The sequence below is a fragment of the Hoeflea sp. EC-HK425 genome, assembly GCF_902498795.1.
Lineage (GTDB): Bacteria > Pseudomonadota > Alphaproteobacteria > Rhizobiales > Rhizobiaceae > Hoeflea > Hoeflea alexandrii.
The window spans coordinates 2,894,486-2,912,471 of the sequence record NZ_LR701572.1 but is presented as its reverse complement, the minus strand read 5'-3'; the positions used below and the strand labels follow the sequence as shown (position 1 = coordinate 2,912,471).

Genomic DNA, 17,986 nt, shown 5'->3' with positions numbered 1-17,986 from the left:
CATAGCGTGTAAATTTCAACCCTAAATTTATATGGTGGGGGTTGGATTACAGCATTCTCCCTGTAATTTCTCATCTTTGACGGGATTGTTCACACTGGCTTGACGCTGCGTCACCCTTTGTAAAGGTCGCCCAACGCTTGCCGTTCGGCAATGTCGCGCCATCTCGGGTCGGTGCATCTTCTTTCCCTCGGAGGCTTTTACCGTGTCAAACTCATCCAGCATGTCCCGTCGTAATCTTTTCAAGGCGACCGTCCTCGGTGCTGGAGCACTCGCTGCTCCCCAGCTGATGGTTCGCGCTGCCCAGGCAGAGGTGCCGATGGCTGCGGCTCAACCTGCTGCCTATAAGCGCTTTTCCTTGGGTGATTTCGAGATCACCGTGCTGTCCGACGGCCATCGCGTCGTACCCGGCCCGCAGAAGATCTTCGGCACCAACAAGACCGAGGAAGAAGTCGCAGAGCTTCTCAATACCAATTACCTGCCGGTCGACCAGATGCAGTTCACATTTGCGCCGACCCTGGTCAACACCGGGTCCGATCTGGTTCTGTTCGACACCGGCAATGGCGAGGGCGGCCGCGAAGGCGGCGTCGGTCAGACGCTTGCAAATCTCAAGGCTTCTGGCTACACGCCCGAACAGGTCACCGTTGTGGTGCTCACCCACCTGCATGGCGACCACATCGGCGGCCTGATGGAAGCCGGCGCTCCGACGTTCCCGAACGCCCGCTACGTCACCGGTCAGGCCGAGTATGACTTCTGGTCGTCTGAAGACCGCATCGGAAGCGGCGCGGAAAACGGCCACAAGGGCGTCGTCTCAAAAGTCGTGCCGCTCGCCGAAAAGATGAGCTTCATCGGCGATGGTGAAAGCGTGGTATCAGGCATCACCAGCATGGCAGCCTTCGGCCATACCCCGGGTCACATGATCTATGGTCTGGAATCAGGTGGCCGCAAGCTGATGCTGACCGCCGATACGGCAAATCACTTTGTTCTTTCGCTGCAGCGCCCGGACTGGGAAGTGCTGTTTGATGCCGACAAGGCCGCTGCCGCCCAGACCCGCAAGGCCGTGTTTGACATGATTGCTGCCGACCGGCTCCCGTTCATCGGCTACCACATGCCGTTCCCGTCCGTCGGCTTTATCGAGAAGGCGTCGGAAGGCTACCGCTTCATCCCCGAGACCTACCAGCTGGATCTCTGAGGATTCATCCTATCCCGGTGTGAGAGCCAGGGCCCGGGCAGCAATGCCCGGGTTTTTGTTTGCTCGGAATGCCGAAAGTGTGCGCCGCAGCGAAATTCGGTGATCAAAGCCATTCCCGCTCTTTCCCAACCGTCGGAAGCGTGGTACTTGCCGCTGCCAACGCGAAACACCCGAAACAGCACCGGGCAACCCGCTTCGGGCGGCCCCGAACAGACGGAACCGACAGGCGATGGCGACCATTATCCAATCCATTACCGGCGCTGAAGCGCTGACTTTCGATGACGTGCTGTTGCAGCCCGGTCATTCGGAGATCATGCCTGGTCAGGCCAACATCGCGACCCGCATTGCTCGTGATTTTGACCTCAACCTGCCGATCATTTCCTCCGCCATGGACACAGTCACCGAAGCCCGCCTGGCCATTGCCATGGCGCAGGCTGGCGGCATTGGCGTCATCCACCGCAACCTGACGCCGGAAGAGCAGGCAGAGCAGGTCCGGCAGGTCAAGAAATTCGAAAGCGGCATGGTCGTCAATCCGGTGACCATCAGCCCGAATGCGCCATTGTCTGAAGCGCTCGCATTGATGAAGGCCCATGGCATCTCCGGGATCCCCGTGGTCGAGCATCGCAGCGGTGACAGCTCCGGCCCGGGCCACCTGGTTGGCATCCTGACCAACCGTGACGTTCGTTTTGCCTCCGACCCGAATCAGAAGATCCATGAACTGATGACCCATGAGAACCTGGTCACGGTCAAGGAGAGCGTCGAACAGACCGAAGCCAAGCGGCTGCTGCACAGCCATCGGATCGAGAAGCTGGTGGTCGTCGACGGCGAAGGTCGCTGCGTCGGCCTGATCACCGTCAAGGACATAGAGAAATCGCAACTCAACCCGAACGCCTCCAAGGACGAGCAGGGGCGGCTGCGCGCAGCTGCGGCCACCTCGGTGGGCGAGGACGGGTTCGAGCGCGCCGAACGCCTGATCGCCGCCGGTGTGGACCTCCTGGTCATCGACACCGCCCATGGCCACTCGCAGCGGGTGCTCGATGCCGTCACCCGCGCCAAGAAACTGTCCAACTCGGTCCGCATCATGGCTGGCAACGTGGCAACGGCGGAGGGCGCAAGGGCGCTCATCGATGCAGGTGCGGATGCCGTCAAAGTCGGGATTGGCCCCGGCTCGATCTGCACCACGCGCATTGTCGCCGGTGTCGGTGTGCCGCAGCTTTCGGCGATCATGAGCGCCGTCGATGAAGCCCAGAAGCACAACGTTCCGGTGATCGCTGACGGCGGCATCAAGTATTCGGGCGACCTGGCCAAGGCAATCGCCGCCGGCGCCTCTGCCGTCATGGTCGGCTCGCTGCTCGCCGGCACCGATGAAAGCCCGGGCGAGGTCTATCTGCACCAGGGCCGCTCCTTCAAGGCCTATCGCGGCATGGGTTCCGTCGGCGCCATGGCGCGCGGCTCGGCCGACCGCTACTTCCAGGCCGAGGTTCGCGATACGCTCAAGCTTGTGCCCGAGGGTATCGAAGGCCAGGTTCCCTACAAGGGGCCGGTATCGGGCGTTCTGCACCAGCTGGCTGGCGGCCTCAAGGCAGCCATGGGCTATGTAGGTGCCTCGGATCTGAAAAACTTCCATGACCGCGCGACTTTTGTCCGGATCTCCGGGGCCGGGCTGCGCGAAAGCCACACCCATGATGTCAGCATCACCCGGGAAAGCCCCAACTATCCCGGCGCGATGTGATGCGACGGCTTTGGCCCGGCTGGCTGCTGTGCATGATCACGGCCGGGCTGTTTGCTTATGTTGCGTTCATCCAGGTCCCGCCGATCAACGCGCTTCTGGGTGATATGAGGATCCCGGATCAGCTGCCTTTCGGATATGATCTGGAGGGAGCCCGCACCGTGTTCGCGGCCTTCAGGTCCGATCACGCGGTAGCGCAGGCAACCGGCCGGACAAGCGCCTCGGAAGCCTATGTTTCGCTGCATGCCAGCTATGATCTCGTATTCCCTCCGCTGCTGACCGCAAGCTTGGCGTTCTGCGGCTTTGCGGCGCTTTTTCGCCCTTCGCGGCCTGGTCAGGCGCCGCGGCCGGCGGCCGTCGGTTTCGGTCTGGTCCTGGCCCTTGCTTTCACATACCTTGCCTGCGATTTCATCGAGAACGCCGTCGCTGATGCCATGTTCGGGCCCAAGGCCCTCGCGCTCGAATTCAACCAGAGCTTTGTCTTTGTGCTGCGCGTCCTTACCACGGGCAAATACGTCACCCTCAGCCTTGCCTTTGCCTTGATCATTGCGCTCTGGACCTGGCGATTGACCGCTGCCCGGCGCAGCGAAGCGCCCGGTTCCGGCGGTTGACCAGACCCGATCCCTTGCTGTTGACGTGATTGCAGTTTAGGGAAGGCGAAACCTTGGCAACCATGGGTGTGTGGCGCAATGACCTCATCGACTGCAATTTTCTGGCCGGTTCTGGCCCAGGTGCTTCTGACCTATGTGGTCTATGTCGTCATGTCCTCCCGCCGTATCGGCGCGGTCAAGGCCGGCAACGCCAGACCATCGGATTTCAAGGTTCCGTCGATCGAGCCGGAACCGAGTGCGACCGCAGCCCGCAACCTGACCAACCAGTTTGAGCTGCCGGTGCTGTTTTTCGCAGCCTGCCTGTCGCTCTTCGTCACCGGCGGAGCCGGTATGGCGGCGGTGATCGTGGCCTGGGCCTTTGTGCTGGCCCGCGCGGCCCACGCCTGGATCCACCTGACAACCAACCGTATCAGGCCACGCCGGATGCTGTTCATTGTCGGCCTGGCGATCAATCTGGTTCAGTGGCTGCTTCTGGCATTTCACATCGCTTGAGCGGTGCATCCCCGCAAAAGCCTGGGACTGGCATAGCGCGTCGCGTGAATACCAGAAGGACCTACATCTTGCGCGGGTCGCGTCCGGAGGCGATGGCATCGAGATAATGACCGGAAAAATCCGTCTTGACCTCGCACCAGAGCAGATTGTGATCTGACAGCTGGTGCTTGCGGTAGTAGTTCCGGAAATAGTCCATCGCCTTGTCCCTGGTGCGGGCGCTGCCGTCCCGGCCATCGGTGATCCGTTTGATTTCCGACACGTCCGCATAATGCGCGGCATCCTCGCTGCGATAGACGCTCTTGAAGATGTCGAGCACACCGGATCGGCCGAGCTTCACCCTGCGCTCGGCGAGTTTGAAGACAATCTGGTCGTAGTGATGCTTGCCCGACAGGCTGGTGGCCGCATCCTTGATCCCGTCGGTGGTCACGAATCCCGCATCCAGCAAGGCTTTCATGGTCCGGTGTTCCGGGCTGATGATGTTGAAGTCTCCCAGCAGGATCATGTTGGCATCAGTGCCCGAACTGCGTTTCTCGGCCTTTTGCATTTTCGCCAGAAACACCGCGATCTTTTCGATCTCGCCGCGTCGCTGCTCCATTTCCGGGGAATTGTCCGCCGATTTCCCGTAATAGATATGCACCGTGCAAAGCTTGAACCGGAACCATCCCGCCTGGAAGGTGACGGCAAAGGGCGTGCGCGCGAACTGCAGTTTGCGGGTTGCATTCACCTGGTCCGGAGCGACGATTTCCTGGCCTTCCGGCAAGACGATTTCCCCGGCTTCGCGAAGAAACCGGACCTTTGCCTTGCGGTAGACAAAGGCCAGGCGTTCGCGGTTGCCACTGGCGTCGGTGAGAATGTAGTCCCAGTCACCGCCCAGATATCGCTGCATCAGCAGTTCGAACTTTTTCAGGTCGTGATTGACTTCCTGGATGGCGACGAGGTCGAAGTGATCGATGATCTCGGCAATGTAGAGCAGCGATTCCGTGGTCCGGTCATAGGCACCGCCATCGGAAAAATGCATGATGTTCCAGGTCGCAAGCCTGAGCGAGGTGTCGTCCGTTTGGCCGTGGATTTCCTCATCAAGCTGCTGCTTGAGCGCCTTCAGCCGCTCGGCGACGAAGGCCCGGTGCGCATCGGGCTTGATGTAGCGAATGGATGAAATGAACGACACGGCCATTCCTCTCTCTGCATTCAACTGAAAGAGTATAGCTCAAAATCACTGCAATGTAAGGCTGCGACCAGTCGGGCCGGGCCTCCGGTCCCACCAACTGAGCGCTGATGGCAAGACTGCAGCTTGGCTGGTCGGGCTTCTTACCAGGCGGGGACCGCGGCAAGATCCCCGCGGCCCCGGGCCTCGCGGCGTGAGGAGGACCCCGAAGCCGCCGACATCGGTTTTTCCTCTGAACCCACCGGGGTGATGTTGTCGAGGCTGGCGGCTATGTGGCCGCAGATCGCATTGACCAGCGCAGCAGGCGCGCCCGGTCGTTTCATCAGGCCGATCTGTGCTGGTTGAAGTGCTGGAAATCCATCAGCCGGAGACAGGATTCGCATCCCCGGGCGCACCGCGCATTCAGGCAACAGCGACACCGCAAGACCCGAAAGCACGGCGGACGCCACAACGGTTGCCGACCAGCTGGTAAACAGCACCTGATAGTCGCGTCCGGCCGAATCCAGCGCCGTGCAGGCAATGTTGCGCCAGTTGCAGGACCTGCGCCCCACGGCCAGCGGCACCACCGGGTCCTCATGCACCGTGTGGTTCATCGAAGTCACCCAGTAGAGCGGCTCGGTCCGCACCACTTCCGATGTCCGTTCACGCGGATTGTGGGTCACCAGCGCCACGTCGAGCTCGCCCCGCGCTAGCCTCGCGGCAAGTTCCACCGATGGCTCGCATTCGATATAGAGCTCGACATTCGGATTTGTCTTGGCAAAGCGGGCGATGATGGCGGGCATATAGCGGTCGGCATAGTCGTCAGGAGTGCCGATCCGGATCGAGCCTTCGAGCTGGTGGTCATCGAAAGCCGCAATGGTTTCGTTGTTGAGGCGGATGATCCGGCGTGCATAACCGAGCATACGCTCCCCGTCCTCGCTTAGCCGGTTGAGCCTGCCGTCGCGAATGAACAGGGTCTTGCCGACCCGCTCCTCAAGCCTCCGCATTTGCATCGAAACCGCGCTCTGGGTCTTGAACACCTTGTCTGCCGCACGCGTGAAGCTCCCGGTGTCGACAATCGCCACGAAGGTCTGCAGCTGATCGATATCAAGCGGTGCGGGCATGTCAGGCTCCTATCAAAAGTTCTGATGATAAGAATTAGAAACATTCGCTGGTATGATCAATCGTTTTTTGAGAAACAGGATTTGCAAGTTCGGTTTGCGCCCCGGCCCTTTGACTGGCGCAGGTTTTATTAAGGATCATTGCCATGAACGCACGCAGTTTCACTGCCGCATTGTCGGCTGTCCGCACTCCGGGTTTCGGCTCGGTCGTCCTGGGTTTCGCGCACGCGCTGGTGCGCAACGTCCGGCAGGTTTCCAATGCTCGGCTCAATCGCCGTAAGGCTTGCAAGATTGCCGAGCTGTCCGATCGTGAACTGTCGGATATCGGCTTGACCCGCGATGATGTGCGCTATGGATTTTCCGTGCCGTTCAATGCCGATCCGACGGTTGAGCTGGCCCGCCGCGCACGCCTGAACAGCTACTACTGAATTATCACTGTCCCCCGCGGGATACTGCCCTGTGTCCCGCCCTTAGCCCGGCCGCCCGGCAACTCCTTCGAGTTTCGCGGCCGGGTCTTTTTGTTGCAGGTGCTACTGCGACCGCTTCATGCCCTGAAGATACTGGTCAAAAATCGTTTCCATGTTCTTCTGATAGCCCTGCTGCACCTCCTTGCCGGCATCGAACATCGGTCCGAACAAGTCGTCATAGGGGTTGCGCTTGCGGCCTGACGGCATGCGGTCCGGGTCAGGCTGTTGCTCGGGCTCGGGCGCCTCACGAGGCTGGCCGCCGCCCATGGCGCCACCGAGCATGTCCTGAAAGATCTGTCCGAGAGGATTGTCGCCGAAAGGGTTGCCGGTAGTTTGCGTGGCCGGGCGCTGCGCCCCGCCGCCGAACATGCCTTCAAGGATCTGCCCCAGCGGATTGTCCATTGGCGAGGCCCTGGGCGCCGGTTTCGCTTGGCCGCCCCCCAAGCCCTGGCGCATCATCTCGGAGATCAGGTCCCCGATCGGATTGGAGCCACCCATGGCATTGGCTTGACCATGGCCGGAAGCCTGTCCGGTCGCCTGCTTGAAGAGCCCGCCCATGATGGTCGTCGCCAGGATCGGCAGCATCTGCTTGTAGATCTCCTGGCCGATGCCTGTCGCCGCTTCGGCCTGTGCCGCGACCGCGCGGCTGACTTCCTTGGATCCGAACAGGTGCCCCAGAATGCCGTTGCCCTCCTGCATGGCCTGCGGGCTGAAAGCATTCTGCATGTTCTCGAAATACTGGGCATGGTTGCCGCCAGCGAGCGCTGACAGGAAATTCGACATGTCCATGGGGTTGGAAGCGTTGCGCTTCAGGCCCGTTGAAAAGGCTGGCATCAGTGCCGCCATTGCCTGTTCCACCTGGCTGGTGCTCAGGCCGAATTGCTGCGCCATGGCCCGCATCGCGTTGCCGTTGTTGGCGTTCATCATCATGTCGTAAAGCGGCATCATCGGATCAGGTCTCTCCTCAATCGCCCCAAGGGGCTTGAGCAAAGACTATACCGCTCGAAGCTTTGTGCCTAGGGCGGCATTCCCTTGTCCGGGCACGCATGTCTGGATACCCGCGCCCGGGGCTACAGCGCCGCGCATTCGATTGGATGGGCTAAGGGCGCTGTAACGCTGAGAACAAATGCATGTATGCTGTCGCTCTATCCGATCCAAATGAGCGCGACATGGATCAATAGGCGTAATCGGTGAAGACCGGGTCGACGGATCCTTGCCAGCGGCCGTTGTAGAGCGCCAGCATTTCTTCGGCCAGGGTTGTTCCGCGAGCGATGGATTCCTCCAGAGGAGCCAGGAAATGGCTTTCGTCATTGCCTTCGGAATTCAGCCGTGCCCTGTTGATGAGGCCCCGGCGGGAAATGCCGAGCACCTCGCGGCCGATATCATGCAGCGATTTGTCATTGATTCTGGCGTTCAGCCCATCGCGTGGAGTGGTGTCGCGCAGGCTGTTCACCTCTTCCAGGCTCCAGTTGCGGGTGAGTTCGAGCGCTTCACCGATCGCGCTTTCATCATAGAGCAGACCGACCCAGAACGCCGGCAGCGCACAGATCCGACGCCACGGGCCACCGTCTGCGCCGCGCATTTCGATGAAGCGCTTGAGCCGGGCGTCGGGAAACAGCGTCCCCAGATGGTTTGTCCAGTCGCCCATCGTGGGCATGGGCTGGTCCAGTTCGCCCTTCAAGGCGCCGTTCATGAACTGACGGAAGGTGACATGGGTCGCCTCGTGGTAACGCCCGTCGCGAAGCACGAAATACATCGGTACATCCAGCGCCCATTCGACGTAATCCAGGAAGCCGAAATCATCCGAATAGACAAACGGCAATTGCCCCGAGCGCTGGTTGTCGGTGTCGCGCCAGATATCGCCGCGCCAGGAAACCAGCCCGTTGGGCTTGCCTTCGGTGAAGGGAGATGCGGCAAACAGCGCGGTCGCCAGCGGCTGCAGCTTCATGCCCAGCTGCATCTTTCGGCGCATGTCGGCTTCCGAGGAAAAGTCGAGATTAACCTGGATCGTGCAGGTCCGGTACATCATGTCGAGCCCCTGGCTTCCGACCTTCGGCATGTAGCGGGTCATGATGTCATAGCGGGATTTCGGCATCTTCGGCGTCTCGGCCAGAGACCACGCCGGGCTGCCGCCGATGCCGAGAAAACGGATGCCCAGCGGCTCGGCGATCTCCCGCAATTGCGCCAGGTGGGCATTGGATTCGCGGCAGGTCTGGTGAATGGTCTCGAGCGGCGCGCCTGACAGCTCGAACTGCCCGCCCGGCTCAAGGCTTATGGCGCCGGCGCCTGTCGGTTCGACCAGGCCTATGATCTTCCCCGCGTCGATGATCGGCTCCCAGCCAAGCATGGATGCCATGCCCTCGAGCAATGCCTTGATCGAGCGATCGCCCTCATAGGGGACGGGTTCGTGGGTATCGGTATAGAACACGAACTTCTCGTGCTCGGTGCCGATCCGCCATTTGTCCTGCGGCTTGCAGCCCGCAGCCATCCAGTCGGCCAGTTCATTGATCGAACTGATCGGGGTGTCGTCGGTGGTGTCGCGCGCCATGGCTGACCCTTTTTCATCTCACAGGCGCGATCTCAAACCACGCATCCTGACGCTGATTGGACCGGAACCGGTCCGCCATGCAAGCGAAAATCCTTGATCGAAGGATCAAAGAAGCTTGATCCGTAGCTGATCTGCAACCCTACCAGTCGCCGATGGTCATTTGAACCGCTGTCAGGGCCGCCACCGCGGCCGTGTCGGCGCGAAGGATACGCGGCCCCAGCGGTATTGATGTGACGAAGGGCAGGGCGGTCAGGACCTCCCGTTCCCGCTCGGAAAAGCCGCCTTCCGGACCGACGAACAGCGCCTGATCGCGTTCCTTGATGCTCTCAAGCGCCTTGGCCGGATTGTTGCCGGCCTGGCTCTCGTTGCAGAAAATGATGCGGCGCGCCGGGTCCCAGTCAGCAATAAGGCTGTCAAACTTGACCGCTTCCGCCAGTTCCGGGATTGCGAGATTGCCACATTGCTCGGCTGCTTCGACAATGTTGGCCTCAAGCCGCCCTGCATTGACCTTGTGCAGCTGGGTATGATCGGTGAACACCGGCGTGATCCTGCGCACACCCATTTCGGTGGCTTTTTGCACGAGATATTCCAGCCGGCCGACTTTCAGCGGCGCGAACAGGAAATCCAGCCGCGATCGCTCGGGTTGTTCCCGGGTCCGGACGCCGATTTCCAGACTTGCAGATTTCTTGCCTTGAGGACGCAGCGTGGCGGAAAACTCGCCGTCACGTCCGTTGAAGACAAGAACCTCGGCGCCATCACCGAGCCGCAGCACGGTGAGCAGGTAATGTGCCTGTTCCTTGCCCAACGGGGCAAGCGCACCTTCGGCAAGTTCGGTGTCGAGATAAACTCTTTGCAGTTTGTAATTGGCACGCATGCGCGTCTTCTTGCCCAGGCCGACCGGAAGATCAAGCTCCCGGGGAGATCAACTGGTCGCCCGCCGTGTCAGCGCCGCGGCAACGCCTGCCATGATCAACAGCGATCCGCCGGTGCGCATCGCCAGTTTCATCACCTTTGGCCGGCGGATGGTCTGCCGGGCGCCGGCGGCGGCATAGGCGAACGTGGCCGCGTTGATTACTCCGAGAAAGGTGAAGGTCAGCACATAGGTTGCGGCCTGCGGCGCATAGGGCAGGGCGGGTTCGATGAACTGCGGCACGAAGGCCACGAAGAACAGGATACCCTTGGGGTTGAGCGCCGTGATCAGAAAGGAATCGCGAAAGATCGTCGTCGGTTTGCCGGAATGGTCTGCCACTTCGGCTGCAGCCATCTCGGGCAGTGTCACAGGCGTCCGCCACATCTTGTATCCGATCCAAATGAGATAGACTGCACCGATGAACTTCAGCGCCTGAAACAGCGACGCGGACGCCGCCAGCAATGCGCCGGCGCCCGCGATTGACAGCGATGTCGCAAGCAGGTCTCCCAGCCCGACACCCATCACGCTCGCAAGCGCAGTCTTGCGGCCATGCGCCAGCGCCTGGGTGATCACCATGACGATGGTCGGCCCTGGAATGACCAGCAGGATGATGCTGGCGAGCACGAATGCGGCAAAATGCTCGGGTGAGACTGGCATCGCGTCTGGCTCCGAAGTGGAAAAACCGGAGCAAGCCGTAAATTTCCGCGAGCGTCAATATCCCCGGACCCGCACCTGATCAATTGGTGCGGGTCCGGGCAGGTATCAGCGGATACTATTCGATGGTGCCCGGCAGACTGAGATCTCCGGAAGCGATGTCAAACACATCCGTCACACAAAGCAGCGGTGCATGTACGTTTGCGTTGATCTTCAGTGCCGCTGTTACGCCGTCGAACGATGCCCCGGCAATTCCGCCGGAATCCGCCAACGTGACCGTGACGGCAATTTCCGGACCATCAAACACGGGATTGAAGCCAGGGCTGTCGATGAAAAGCGGTAACCCAGGCCACGTTGCCGGCAATTTCGGTGTCTCGTTCTCTCCGATGTCACGCACGGACAACGCTCCCGCTCCGCAAGCCTCGTTTGGGGTCAGGACCACCCAATGGCTGTGCCAGCCGGCGCCGTCATTTGCCATGTCGCCGTCGCCGTTCTCGTCATAAAGCGGTGTGTCGTCGAAATCCGGATGGCTGGTGGCGGCAAGCGCCAGAATGCCCGTCCCGCCTTCAAAGCCCACTTCGGAGGGATCGAGCGAAGTCGGCCAGACATAGGACCAGACCGGAGCGCCAGCAAGCGCACCGTTCGCGGAGGGTTTCTCCGCCCCGGCTGTCCCTTCCGTTGTCATGTGAAACGTAATCGAACTGCCGGTCCTGTGAACATGGGCCGCGAGAATGTCGAACGGTGCCGGTGTGCCGGTGTCGGCTTTCGACTGGATCGCACCTTTCTGGTTGATCGCGTGGGTTTCGTCTGCATGAGCCGCGCTGGTGAGCAGTCCGCTCAGGGCGATGATGAGAAGTGGTTTCATGGGTGTCTCCTTTCAGATTGACTGGGCCTTAATAGTAGCGAGTCGAAACTATTGCAAGATTTATTTCGAGTCGCTATTATCGTCGCCATGAGTACCCATCATCCCAATCAGATCCGTGCCCTGATCGAGCGGCTTGCCCGGCTTTCCGAAGCGGAAGACTGGGCTGGAGAGCTCAACCCCGCCCAGATGGCGGCGCTGAGCTACCTCTCCAATGCCAACCGTTTTTCGCGAGCTCCCTCCCATGTCGCCTCCTTTTCAGGCTCCACCCGCGGTACTGTCTCACAGACCTTGCGGGCCCTCGAACGCAAGGGTCTGGTCACCGAAACACGTTCACAAAACGACCGGCGCAGCATTTCCTATTCAGTGACAGCCAAGGGGCGCGAACTGGCCCTCAGCGGAAAAGCGCTCGACAACGCGATCGCCAGTCTGCCCCCCGACAGGGTGCAGGCGCTGGAGCAGGGGCTGGGCAATGTCCTGCGGACCTTGCTGGCCGCGCAAGGCGGCAGATCCTTCGGCCTGTGCCGCCAGTGCCGCCATCATGAGCGCCGCGGATCCGCCAGTTATTGTCACCTGCTCAAGGTCGATCTCGAACCGGCGGAGACAGAACAGATCTGCCATGAACATGAGCCCGCGTGATGCCGGTGCGACCTGAACTCCGAGCCATAGTAACCGGGCTCTATGTCGGCCAGGTCCGCCAGCTCTGGCCAGGAAAGCCTGTCTCGGCAATAGGCAAGCTGCCGACAGCGGCTGCACAGGTTCTCACGGAAACCGGTTTCGCGGATGATCAGCAGGCCGATCTTGCGGTTCACGGCGGCGTCGAGAAGGCGGTTCATCACTATGCCGCGGAGCACTACGAAGCATGGCGGGCGGAACTGGGCCCCTCTGCGGACGGTTTCGGGCCCGGTCGGTTTGGCGAGAACATCTCGACAACCGGTATGACAGAGAGTGATCTCTGTATTGGCGACAGACTGCGACTCGGGTCTGCGATCGTGGAAATATCCCAGGGTCGCCAGCCTTGCTGGAAGCTCAATGCCCATGCGGGCTTGAAGACCATGGCCGCCCTGTTTCAGCAGACCGCGCGCACCGGTTGGTATTATCGCGTGATTGAACCTGGCACGGTGCGCATCGGTGACGAGATCATGCGTCTGGAATGCCCGAATCCGGACTGGACTGTTGAACGCGTCACCCGCGCCCGGCTCAATCCGCGACTTGCCCCGGATATCGCTTCAGTACTGGCCCGGTTGCCGCGGCTTGCACCCGGTTGGGCGGACGCTTTCAGCCGCAAATCCCATCGAGGTTTTAGCGAAGACGTCACCGTCCGGCTTGAAGGGTAGCGCGGCAGCCTACTCGACCACGATGACATGCAGCGCCCGCGGGCCGTGCGCGCCGAGCAGGATGGTCTGTTCGATGTCGCCCGAGCGGGATGGACCGGTAACCAGGTTGAAGGCCCTCGGCATCTCGCCCTTGCCCCGCGCCTTGCGCAACATCGCCCAGACGCTTTCCATGTCGCCCTTGATGTCGCTGGCCTTGAGCACCACGATATGGTGCTCGGGCAGGAAATTGATGGTGGTCGGGTTGTCTTGGCCGGAAGCCAGCGCCAGCGTTCCGGTCTCGGCGATCCCGGCCATGGCATGGCTGACGCCGGAGAGATCACCGCCATCGGAGGCGCCGTGTCGGATCTCGAGGTTTTTCTCTGTTTCCCATCCGGCCTTTTTCAGCCGCTTGTCGGCACCCATCCGGATTTCGGCCGGCAAATTGTGTGAACGCAGATAAGCGGTCACTTCCGCAGGAACCGCCTTGTAGTCGCTGACCCTTGCCAAGGTTGCGCCAAATTTCTCGGCCATGGCGCAGAACAGGTCGACCTGTCCGGCCTTCGGCAACTTCGCCCTGCCGGGAATGACGCCCGTGGGCGTGTTTTCCAGCCGGTCGGCAACTGTCTTGCGGCGGACCTCGTCGGAGGCAGGCACCCGCATCGACGCCCTGATCTTGCCCAGCACCGTGTCGCGCGCGCTCATTGTCCAGCCTCTTGCTTGAGTGGCTCCTGCTTCAACGCCTCGCGCTGCGCCCAGGCCTGCAGGAAGGTCCGGCCCTCCGGCGCCGGCAGGTCGCGATGGCGCGTCCATCCCCCGGCAAGCGGCAGCGAGTGGAAGCGCCGGGAGGTGCCGCCAAACAGCGACAGCAGCGGCATGCCGAAAGAGGCGGCGAACCGGTAGAGCTTCGGCCGCTTGGCAAAGAAGGCCCAGGCCTTCAGGCCGTAGCGCGCGACTGCGGGCGTCAAATTGCGTTCGAACTCGCGCTCGCGCCAGTGCCGCATCATCTTGGGCAGCGGAATCCGCATCGGGCAGACACTTTCGCAGCGGCCGCAGAAGGTCGAGGCGTTGGGCAATTGCCCTGTCTCGTCGATGCCGTTGAGCGATGGTGTCAGCACCGCGCCCATCGGGCCGGGATAGACCGAGCCGTAAGCGTGGCCGCCGACTGCGTGATAGACCGGGCAATGGTTCATGCAGGCGCCGCAGCGGATGCAACGCAGCATGTCCTGGTACTCGGTGCCGAGCATCGCTGATCGTCCATTGTCCAGAAGCACGACGTGATATTCACCCGGCCCGTCCGGGTCTTCCTCGCGCTTCGGGCCGGTGGAGAATGTCGTGTAGACACTCATGTCCTGCCCGGTGGCCGAGCGCGCCAGCACCCGCAGGATCTGCGAGGTATCTTCCAGCGTCGGCACGATCTTCTCGATCGAGGCGACAACAACATGAACCTTGCCCAGTGTCTGGGTCAGGTCGCCATTGCCTTCATTGGTGACGATCACCGATGTGCCGGTTTCGGCGATGAGAAAGTTGGCGCCGGTGATGCCGACATCGGCGGCAAAATAGCGCTGGCGCAGCACTTCGCGCGCTTCGCTGAGCAGCGATACCGGCTCGGAAAGGTCGCGGTCCTTGGCCAGATGCGTGTGCACCCGCCGGAAATCACCCTCGACCTGCTCCTTGTTGAGGTGCACGGCCGGCGCGATGATATGGCTCGGATGCTCGCCGCGCAGCTGGATGATGTACTCGCCGAGATCGGTTTCCACCGGCTCGATGCCGTTGGCTGCGAGGTGATCGTTGAGCGCGATCTCCTCGGTGATCATCGACTTGCCCTTGGTCACCGTCCGGGCATTGGCTTTCTGGCAGATGTCGAGCACGATGCGCCGCGCGTCCTCGGCGGTTTCGGCCCAGTGCACGTGCCCGCCAGCGGCGGTTACCTTGCGCTCGTATTCCTCGAGATAGAGGTCGAGATGGGCGAGCACATGGTTCTTGATGTCGCGGGCATTGTCGCGAAGTTCATCGAATTCCGGCAGGGCTTCGGCAGCCTTCTGGCGCTTGCCGATGAAGCCTTTCTGGACATTGCCGAGCGCCTTCTGCAATTGCGCGTCGACCAGCGCCTTCGACGCGTTTGCCTTGAACTTGTTGGCGGCGAGTTCCATCGACTGTCTCCTCTTCCGCTTACTTGCCGCTGCCGGCAATCGGCGGCTGGCTGGTCATTCCCGCGAGCACTTCGGCGACATGGCGAACCTCGACATCCAACCCCTGCCGCTTGAGCTTGCCGGCCATGTTCATCAAACATCCGAGGTCGCCGGCCAGCAGCATGTCGGCGCCGGAGGTGTCGATATTTCCGACTTTCTTGGTGACGATGGCATTGGAAATGTCGGAATACTTCACGCAGAAGGTGCCGCCAAAACCGCAACAGACATCCGAATCCGTCATCTCGCGAACCTCGACGCCACTGACATTGCCAAGCAGCTTGCGCGGTTGTTCCCTGATGCCGAGCTCGCGCAATCCCGAACAGGAATCGTGATAGGTGATGCTGGCTTCAAGCGATGCTCCGGTGTCGCGCACCATCATCACGTCGGTGAGAAACGAAATCAGCTCGTGGCACTTGCCCGAAAAGGCCTGCGCCCGCTGTTCCCAGGCGGCGTCACCCGCAAACAGGCCGGGATAGTGCTTTTTCAACATCGAGGCGCAGGATCCCGACGGCGCGACGATGAAGTCGAAACCTTCAAAGGCTTCGATCACCTGCTCGGCGATCTCGCGCGTGTCGGCCCTGTCGCCTGTGTTGTAGGCCGGCTGGCCGCAGCAGGTCTGAGCCACCGGAACATGCACTTCGCAGCCGGCGTCCTGCAGCAGCTTGACGCTGGCAAAGCCGACCGATGGCCTGAAAAGATCGACCAGACAGGTCGCAAAAAGTCCTACACGCGGCTGTGGGGCAGCCTTCGCTTCGCTTGACGTCACTCTGCCGCCTCCGATTGTTTCTGTTTTGGTGGTCTGACCGAAGCCGACAGATCCGGCGCGCGCTGCTGCAGCCGCAGTTTCGAAACCCGCTCCCAGTCGCCCGAGCGTTCGGCATCGGTCATGGCCCTCGAGACAAAATCGATATGGGCCTGTGCTGCGCGCCTTGCCGCCTCCGGATTGGCCGCCATGACCGCATCATAGATGGCGACATGCTGGGCAAGCAACTGATCGCGAGCGCCCGGAAGGTTGTAGACCAGCGCCCGGTTGTAGAACACGCCCTCGGCCAGCAATCGATAGCAGGATCTCAGTGTGTGCAGCAGGATGATGTTGTGTGCGCATTCGCCGATTGCGTTGTGAAATTCGACATCGATACCGGCCTCTTCCTCGAAATCGTCCTTCTCGTGGGCGGCCTTCATCGAGGTGATGATCCGGGTCAGCAGTGATTTGTCGGCCTCGGTGGCCCGGCGGGCTGCGAATTCGGCGGCAATACCCTCGATCTCGCGCCGGTATTCGAGATAGTCCAGTGTCGCCTTCTGATGCCGCGCGATCAGCTCCATTACCGGTTTGGTGAAAACCTGGCCGATGACATCGGCGACAAAGGTGCCGCCGCCATGCTGCGTGTTGAGCAGGCCCCGGCTCTCGAGCACCTTGAGCGCTTCTCGAAGGATAGGCCGGGACACATCGAATTGCTTGGCAAGCTCCCGCTCACCGGGCAGCCGGTCGCCCACCCGCAGGATACCTTCAAGCACCAGGATTTCAATCTGATGAACAACTTCATCAGCCGTCCGGCTGTGCTCGATCCGTGCAAAAATGTCCGTGGCCATCGCCGTTTCCTGCTCCATCCTCGCCGGGACCGTATCAAGGGTCGGGAAACGTGGTCAATATTTTTATCCAGTTTGTGGCAAGTTTCACTCCCGCCGCCGCAACAGGAGGTCATTTTTGAGTTGCCTTGCGGTCAGGCTGCATGGGGTGGAAGAGCTTCTCACAGCTATTCTGTCTGGCGCACGCCGAGTGTGTTCAAGAGATGCCGCCGCTGATCCGCGTGAGGCGCCCTTGTTCATGTGCGGAAGCGCTTACCGATCGGTCTCGGGTCCATCCCAATAGGGCGTCGGACCGTAAAGATCTGCAAGATAGTCTATGAACAGCCGCACCTTGGCCGGCAGAAACCTGCGGCTGGCATAGACGGCGTGAATGGCGACATTGCGCGATCCTTCATAGGCCGGAAGAACTTGAACCAGCCGTCCGTCGGCGAGCTCCGCGCCAATGTCCCATGTCGAGCGCAAGGCGATGCCGACCCCGCCGATCACGGCTTCACGGACCACTTCGCTGGAATTGGTTTGCAGCGGCCCGGCTGGCCGGTGGACCATCTGGCCCTGAGGGCCTTCGAGTTTCCAGGCTTCGTTGTTATGGGGTGCAAGACAGATGTGGCGGTCGAGATCCTCGATCCTCTGCGGCGTTCCCTGACGCTTCAGATAATCGGGTGAAGCGACCAGAATGCGCCGGACAGGGGCCAGTTTTCGGGCAACCAGACTGGAATCGCTCAATTCAGCGATCCTGATCGCGAGATCATAGCCGTCTCCGACGATATCAACGAATTCATCACGCAGCATCAGATTGACACCGAGATCCGGATTCGCCTGCATGAAGGCATTGATATGCGGTGCAATGTGCATGCGCCCGAAGGATGTCGGTGCCGAGACCTTGAGCACCCCGTGCGCCAGCGCAGAGCGGCGCGAGACGAACGCTTCGGCCTCTTCGATGCCTGCAAGGATCGCGACAACGCGTTCGTAAAAGCCCTGTCCAGCCTCGGTAAGGGAAATCTGTCGGGTGGTGCGCTGCATCAGGCGGGTGCCGAGCCGGTCTTCAAGACGGCGCAGCCGCTTGGAGACCACTGCGGGAGAGAGCCCAAGTTCACGCCCTGCCGCGGACATCGATCCGGCGGACACCACGCGGGCAAAAATCTCAAGATCACCCAGATTGTTCATCTC

Annotated in this window: 19 protein-coding genes; 7 read left to right on the top strand and 12 right to left on the bottom strand. The window is 61.1% G+C overall.

Annotated elements, in window-relative coordinates; all coding sequences use genetic code 11:
- Positions 1-220: 220 nt before the first annotated feature.
- From SPHINGO391_RS16810 to SPHINGO391_RS16795, 4 genes are all read left to right on the top strand, one after another.
- Entirely contained in the window at positions 221-1,189 is a 969-nt protein-coding gene (locus tag SPHINGO391_RS16810) for an MBL fold metallo-hydrolase (RefSeq protein WP_152011606.1), read from the top strand.
- A 229-nt stretch (positions 1,190-1,418) separates the two neighbouring features.
- Positions 1,419-2,921: an IMP dehydrogenase gene (gene guaB, locus SPHINGO391_RS16805; RefSeq protein ID WP_152009910.1), complete on the top strand. Its 1,503-nt coding sequence runs from the start codon at positions 1,419-1,421 to the stop codon at positions 2,919-2,921.
- Complete coding sequence (locus tag SPHINGO391_RS16800) at positions 2,921-3,529, top strand: hypothetical protein (protein WP_152009909.1); 609 nt, start codon at positions 2,921-2,923, stop codon at positions 3,527-3,529. Before guaB ends, SPHINGO391_RS16800 begins: the two co-directional genes overlap by 1 nt.
- A gap of 78 nt (positions 3,530-3,607) precedes the next feature.
- The gene (locus SPHINGO391_RS16795; RefSeq protein ID WP_152009908.1) at positions 3,608-4,021 is read left to right on the top strand and encodes an MAPEG family protein; all 414 of its coding nucleotides are present in this window, start codon (positions 3,608-3,610) and stop codon (positions 4,019-4,021) included.
- A gap of 61 nt (positions 4,022-4,082) precedes the next feature.
- Here SPHINGO391_RS16795 and SPHINGO391_RS16790 read toward each other — a convergent pair whose 3' ends face one another.
- Together SPHINGO391_RS16790 and SPHINGO391_RS16785 are read right to left on the bottom strand one after the other, a co-directional pair.
- Positions 4,083-5,189, bottom strand: a complete 1,107-nt coding sequence (locus SPHINGO391_RS16790) for an endonuclease/exonuclease/phosphatase family protein (RefSeq protein ID WP_193217327.1) — start codon at positions 5,187-5,189, stop codon at positions 4,083-4,085.
- Positions 5,190-5,329: 140 nt separating this feature from the next.
- Complete coding sequence (locus tag SPHINGO391_RS16785; protein WP_152009906.1) at positions 5,330-6,289, bottom strand: LysR substrate-binding domain-containing protein; 960 nt, start codon at positions 6,287-6,289, stop codon at positions 5,330-5,332.
- Positions 6,290-6,432: 143 nt separating this feature from the next.
- Between SPHINGO391_RS16785 and SPHINGO391_RS16780 the strand changes: the two genes are divergently transcribed.
- Positions 6,433-6,714: a DUF1127 domain-containing protein gene (locus SPHINGO391_RS16780; protein ID WP_152009905.1), complete on the top strand. Its 282-nt coding sequence runs from the start codon at positions 6,433-6,435 to the stop codon at positions 6,712-6,714.
- Between the two features lie 102 nt (positions 6,715-6,816).
- On the opposite strand, the gene SPHINGO391_RS16775 is transcribed toward SPHINGO391_RS16780, so the two are convergent.
- The 5 genes from SPHINGO391_RS16775 to SPHINGO391_RS16755 all read right to left on the bottom strand — a co-directional run bounded on the left by SPHINGO391_RS16775 (position 6,817) and on the right by SPHINGO391_RS16755 (position 11,730).
- Positions 6,817-7,701 (bottom strand): DUF937 domain-containing protein, encoded by an 885-nt coding sequence (locus SPHINGO391_RS16775; RefSeq protein ID WP_152009904.1) that lies wholly within the window; start codon positions 7,699-7,701, stop codon positions 6,817-6,819.
- A gap of 226 nt (positions 7,702-7,927) precedes the next feature.
- Positions 7,928-9,301 carry a glutamate--cysteine ligase gene (locus SPHINGO391_RS16770; protein ID WP_152009903.1) on the bottom strand — a complete coding sequence of 458 codons (1,374 nt, stop codon included), beginning with the start codon at positions 9,299-9,301 and terminating at the stop codon, positions 7,928-7,930.
- A gap of 139 nt (positions 9,302-9,440) precedes the next feature.
- On the bottom strand, positions 9,441-10,175 hold the full coding sequence (locus SPHINGO391_RS16765; RefSeq protein WP_152009902.1) for a 16S rRNA (uracil(1498)-N(3))-methyltransferase: 735 nt from the start codon (positions 10,173-10,175) through the stop codon (positions 9,441-9,443).
- Between the two features lie 48 nt (positions 10,176-10,223).
- Positions 10,224-10,868: a LysE family translocator gene (locus SPHINGO391_RS16760; protein WP_152009901.1), complete on the bottom strand. Its 645-nt coding sequence runs from the start codon at positions 10,866-10,868 to the stop codon at positions 10,224-10,226.
- A 115-nt stretch (positions 10,869-10,983) separates the two neighbouring features.
- Positions 10,984-11,730, bottom strand: coding sequence for a hypothetical protein (locus tag SPHINGO391_RS16755; RefSeq protein ID WP_152009900.1), 747 nt, complete (start codon positions 11,728-11,730; stop codon positions 10,984-10,986).
- Positions 11,731-11,817: 87 nt separating this feature from the next.
- On the opposite strand from SPHINGO391_RS16755, the gene SPHINGO391_RS16750 reads away from it, so the two are divergent.
- Together SPHINGO391_RS16750 and SPHINGO391_RS16745 are read left to right on the top strand one after the other, a co-directional pair.
- A complete protein-coding gene (locus SPHINGO391_RS16750) occupies positions 11,818-12,366 on the top strand; it encodes a MarR family transcriptional regulator (protein ID WP_152009899.1) in 549 nt (182 codons plus the stop codon).
- Entirely contained in the window at positions 12,366-13,064 is a 699-nt protein-coding gene (locus tag SPHINGO391_RS16745) for an MOSC domain-containing protein (RefSeq protein ID WP_152009898.1), read from the top strand. The genes SPHINGO391_RS16750 and SPHINGO391_RS16745 overlap by 1 nt, the downstream gene beginning before the upstream one ends.
- Positions 13,065-13,073: 9 nt before the next feature.
- Here SPHINGO391_RS16745 and SPHINGO391_RS16740 read toward each other — a convergent pair whose 3' ends face one another.
- The 5 genes from SPHINGO391_RS16740 to SPHINGO391_RS16720 all read right to left on the bottom strand — a co-directional run bounded on the left by SPHINGO391_RS16740 (position 13,074) and on the right by SPHINGO391_RS16720 (position 17,983).
- Positions 13,074-13,745, bottom strand: a complete 672-nt coding sequence (locus SPHINGO391_RS16740; RefSeq protein WP_152009897.1) for a lactate utilization protein — start codon at positions 13,743-13,745, stop codon at positions 13,074-13,076.
- Positions 13,742-15,193 (bottom strand): LutB/LldF family L-lactate oxidation iron-sulfur protein, encoded by a 1,452-nt coding sequence (locus tag SPHINGO391_RS16735; protein ID WP_152009896.1) that lies wholly within the window; start codon positions 15,191-15,193, stop codon positions 13,742-13,744. The genes SPHINGO391_RS16740 and SPHINGO391_RS16735 overlap by 4 nt, the downstream gene beginning before the upstream one ends.
- Positions 15,194-15,212: 19 nt before the next feature.
- Positions 15,213-15,998, bottom strand: coding sequence for a (Fe-S)-binding protein (locus SPHINGO391_RS16730; RefSeq protein ID WP_152009895.1), 786 nt, complete (start codon positions 15,996-15,998; stop codon positions 15,213-15,215).
- A complete protein-coding gene (locus SPHINGO391_RS16725) occupies positions 15,995-16,822 on the bottom strand; it encodes an FCD domain-containing protein (protein ID WP_152009894.1) in 828 nt (275 codons plus the stop codon). The genes SPHINGO391_RS16730 and SPHINGO391_RS16725 overlap by 4 nt, the downstream gene beginning before the upstream one ends.
- Positions 16,823-17,071: 249 nt before the next feature.
- On the bottom strand, positions 17,072-17,983 hold the full coding sequence (locus SPHINGO391_RS16720) for a LysR family transcriptional regulator (RefSeq protein ID WP_152009893.1): 912 nt from the start codon (positions 17,981-17,983) through the stop codon (positions 17,072-17,074).
- Between the last annotated feature and the right edge of the window lie 3 nt (positions 17,984-17,986).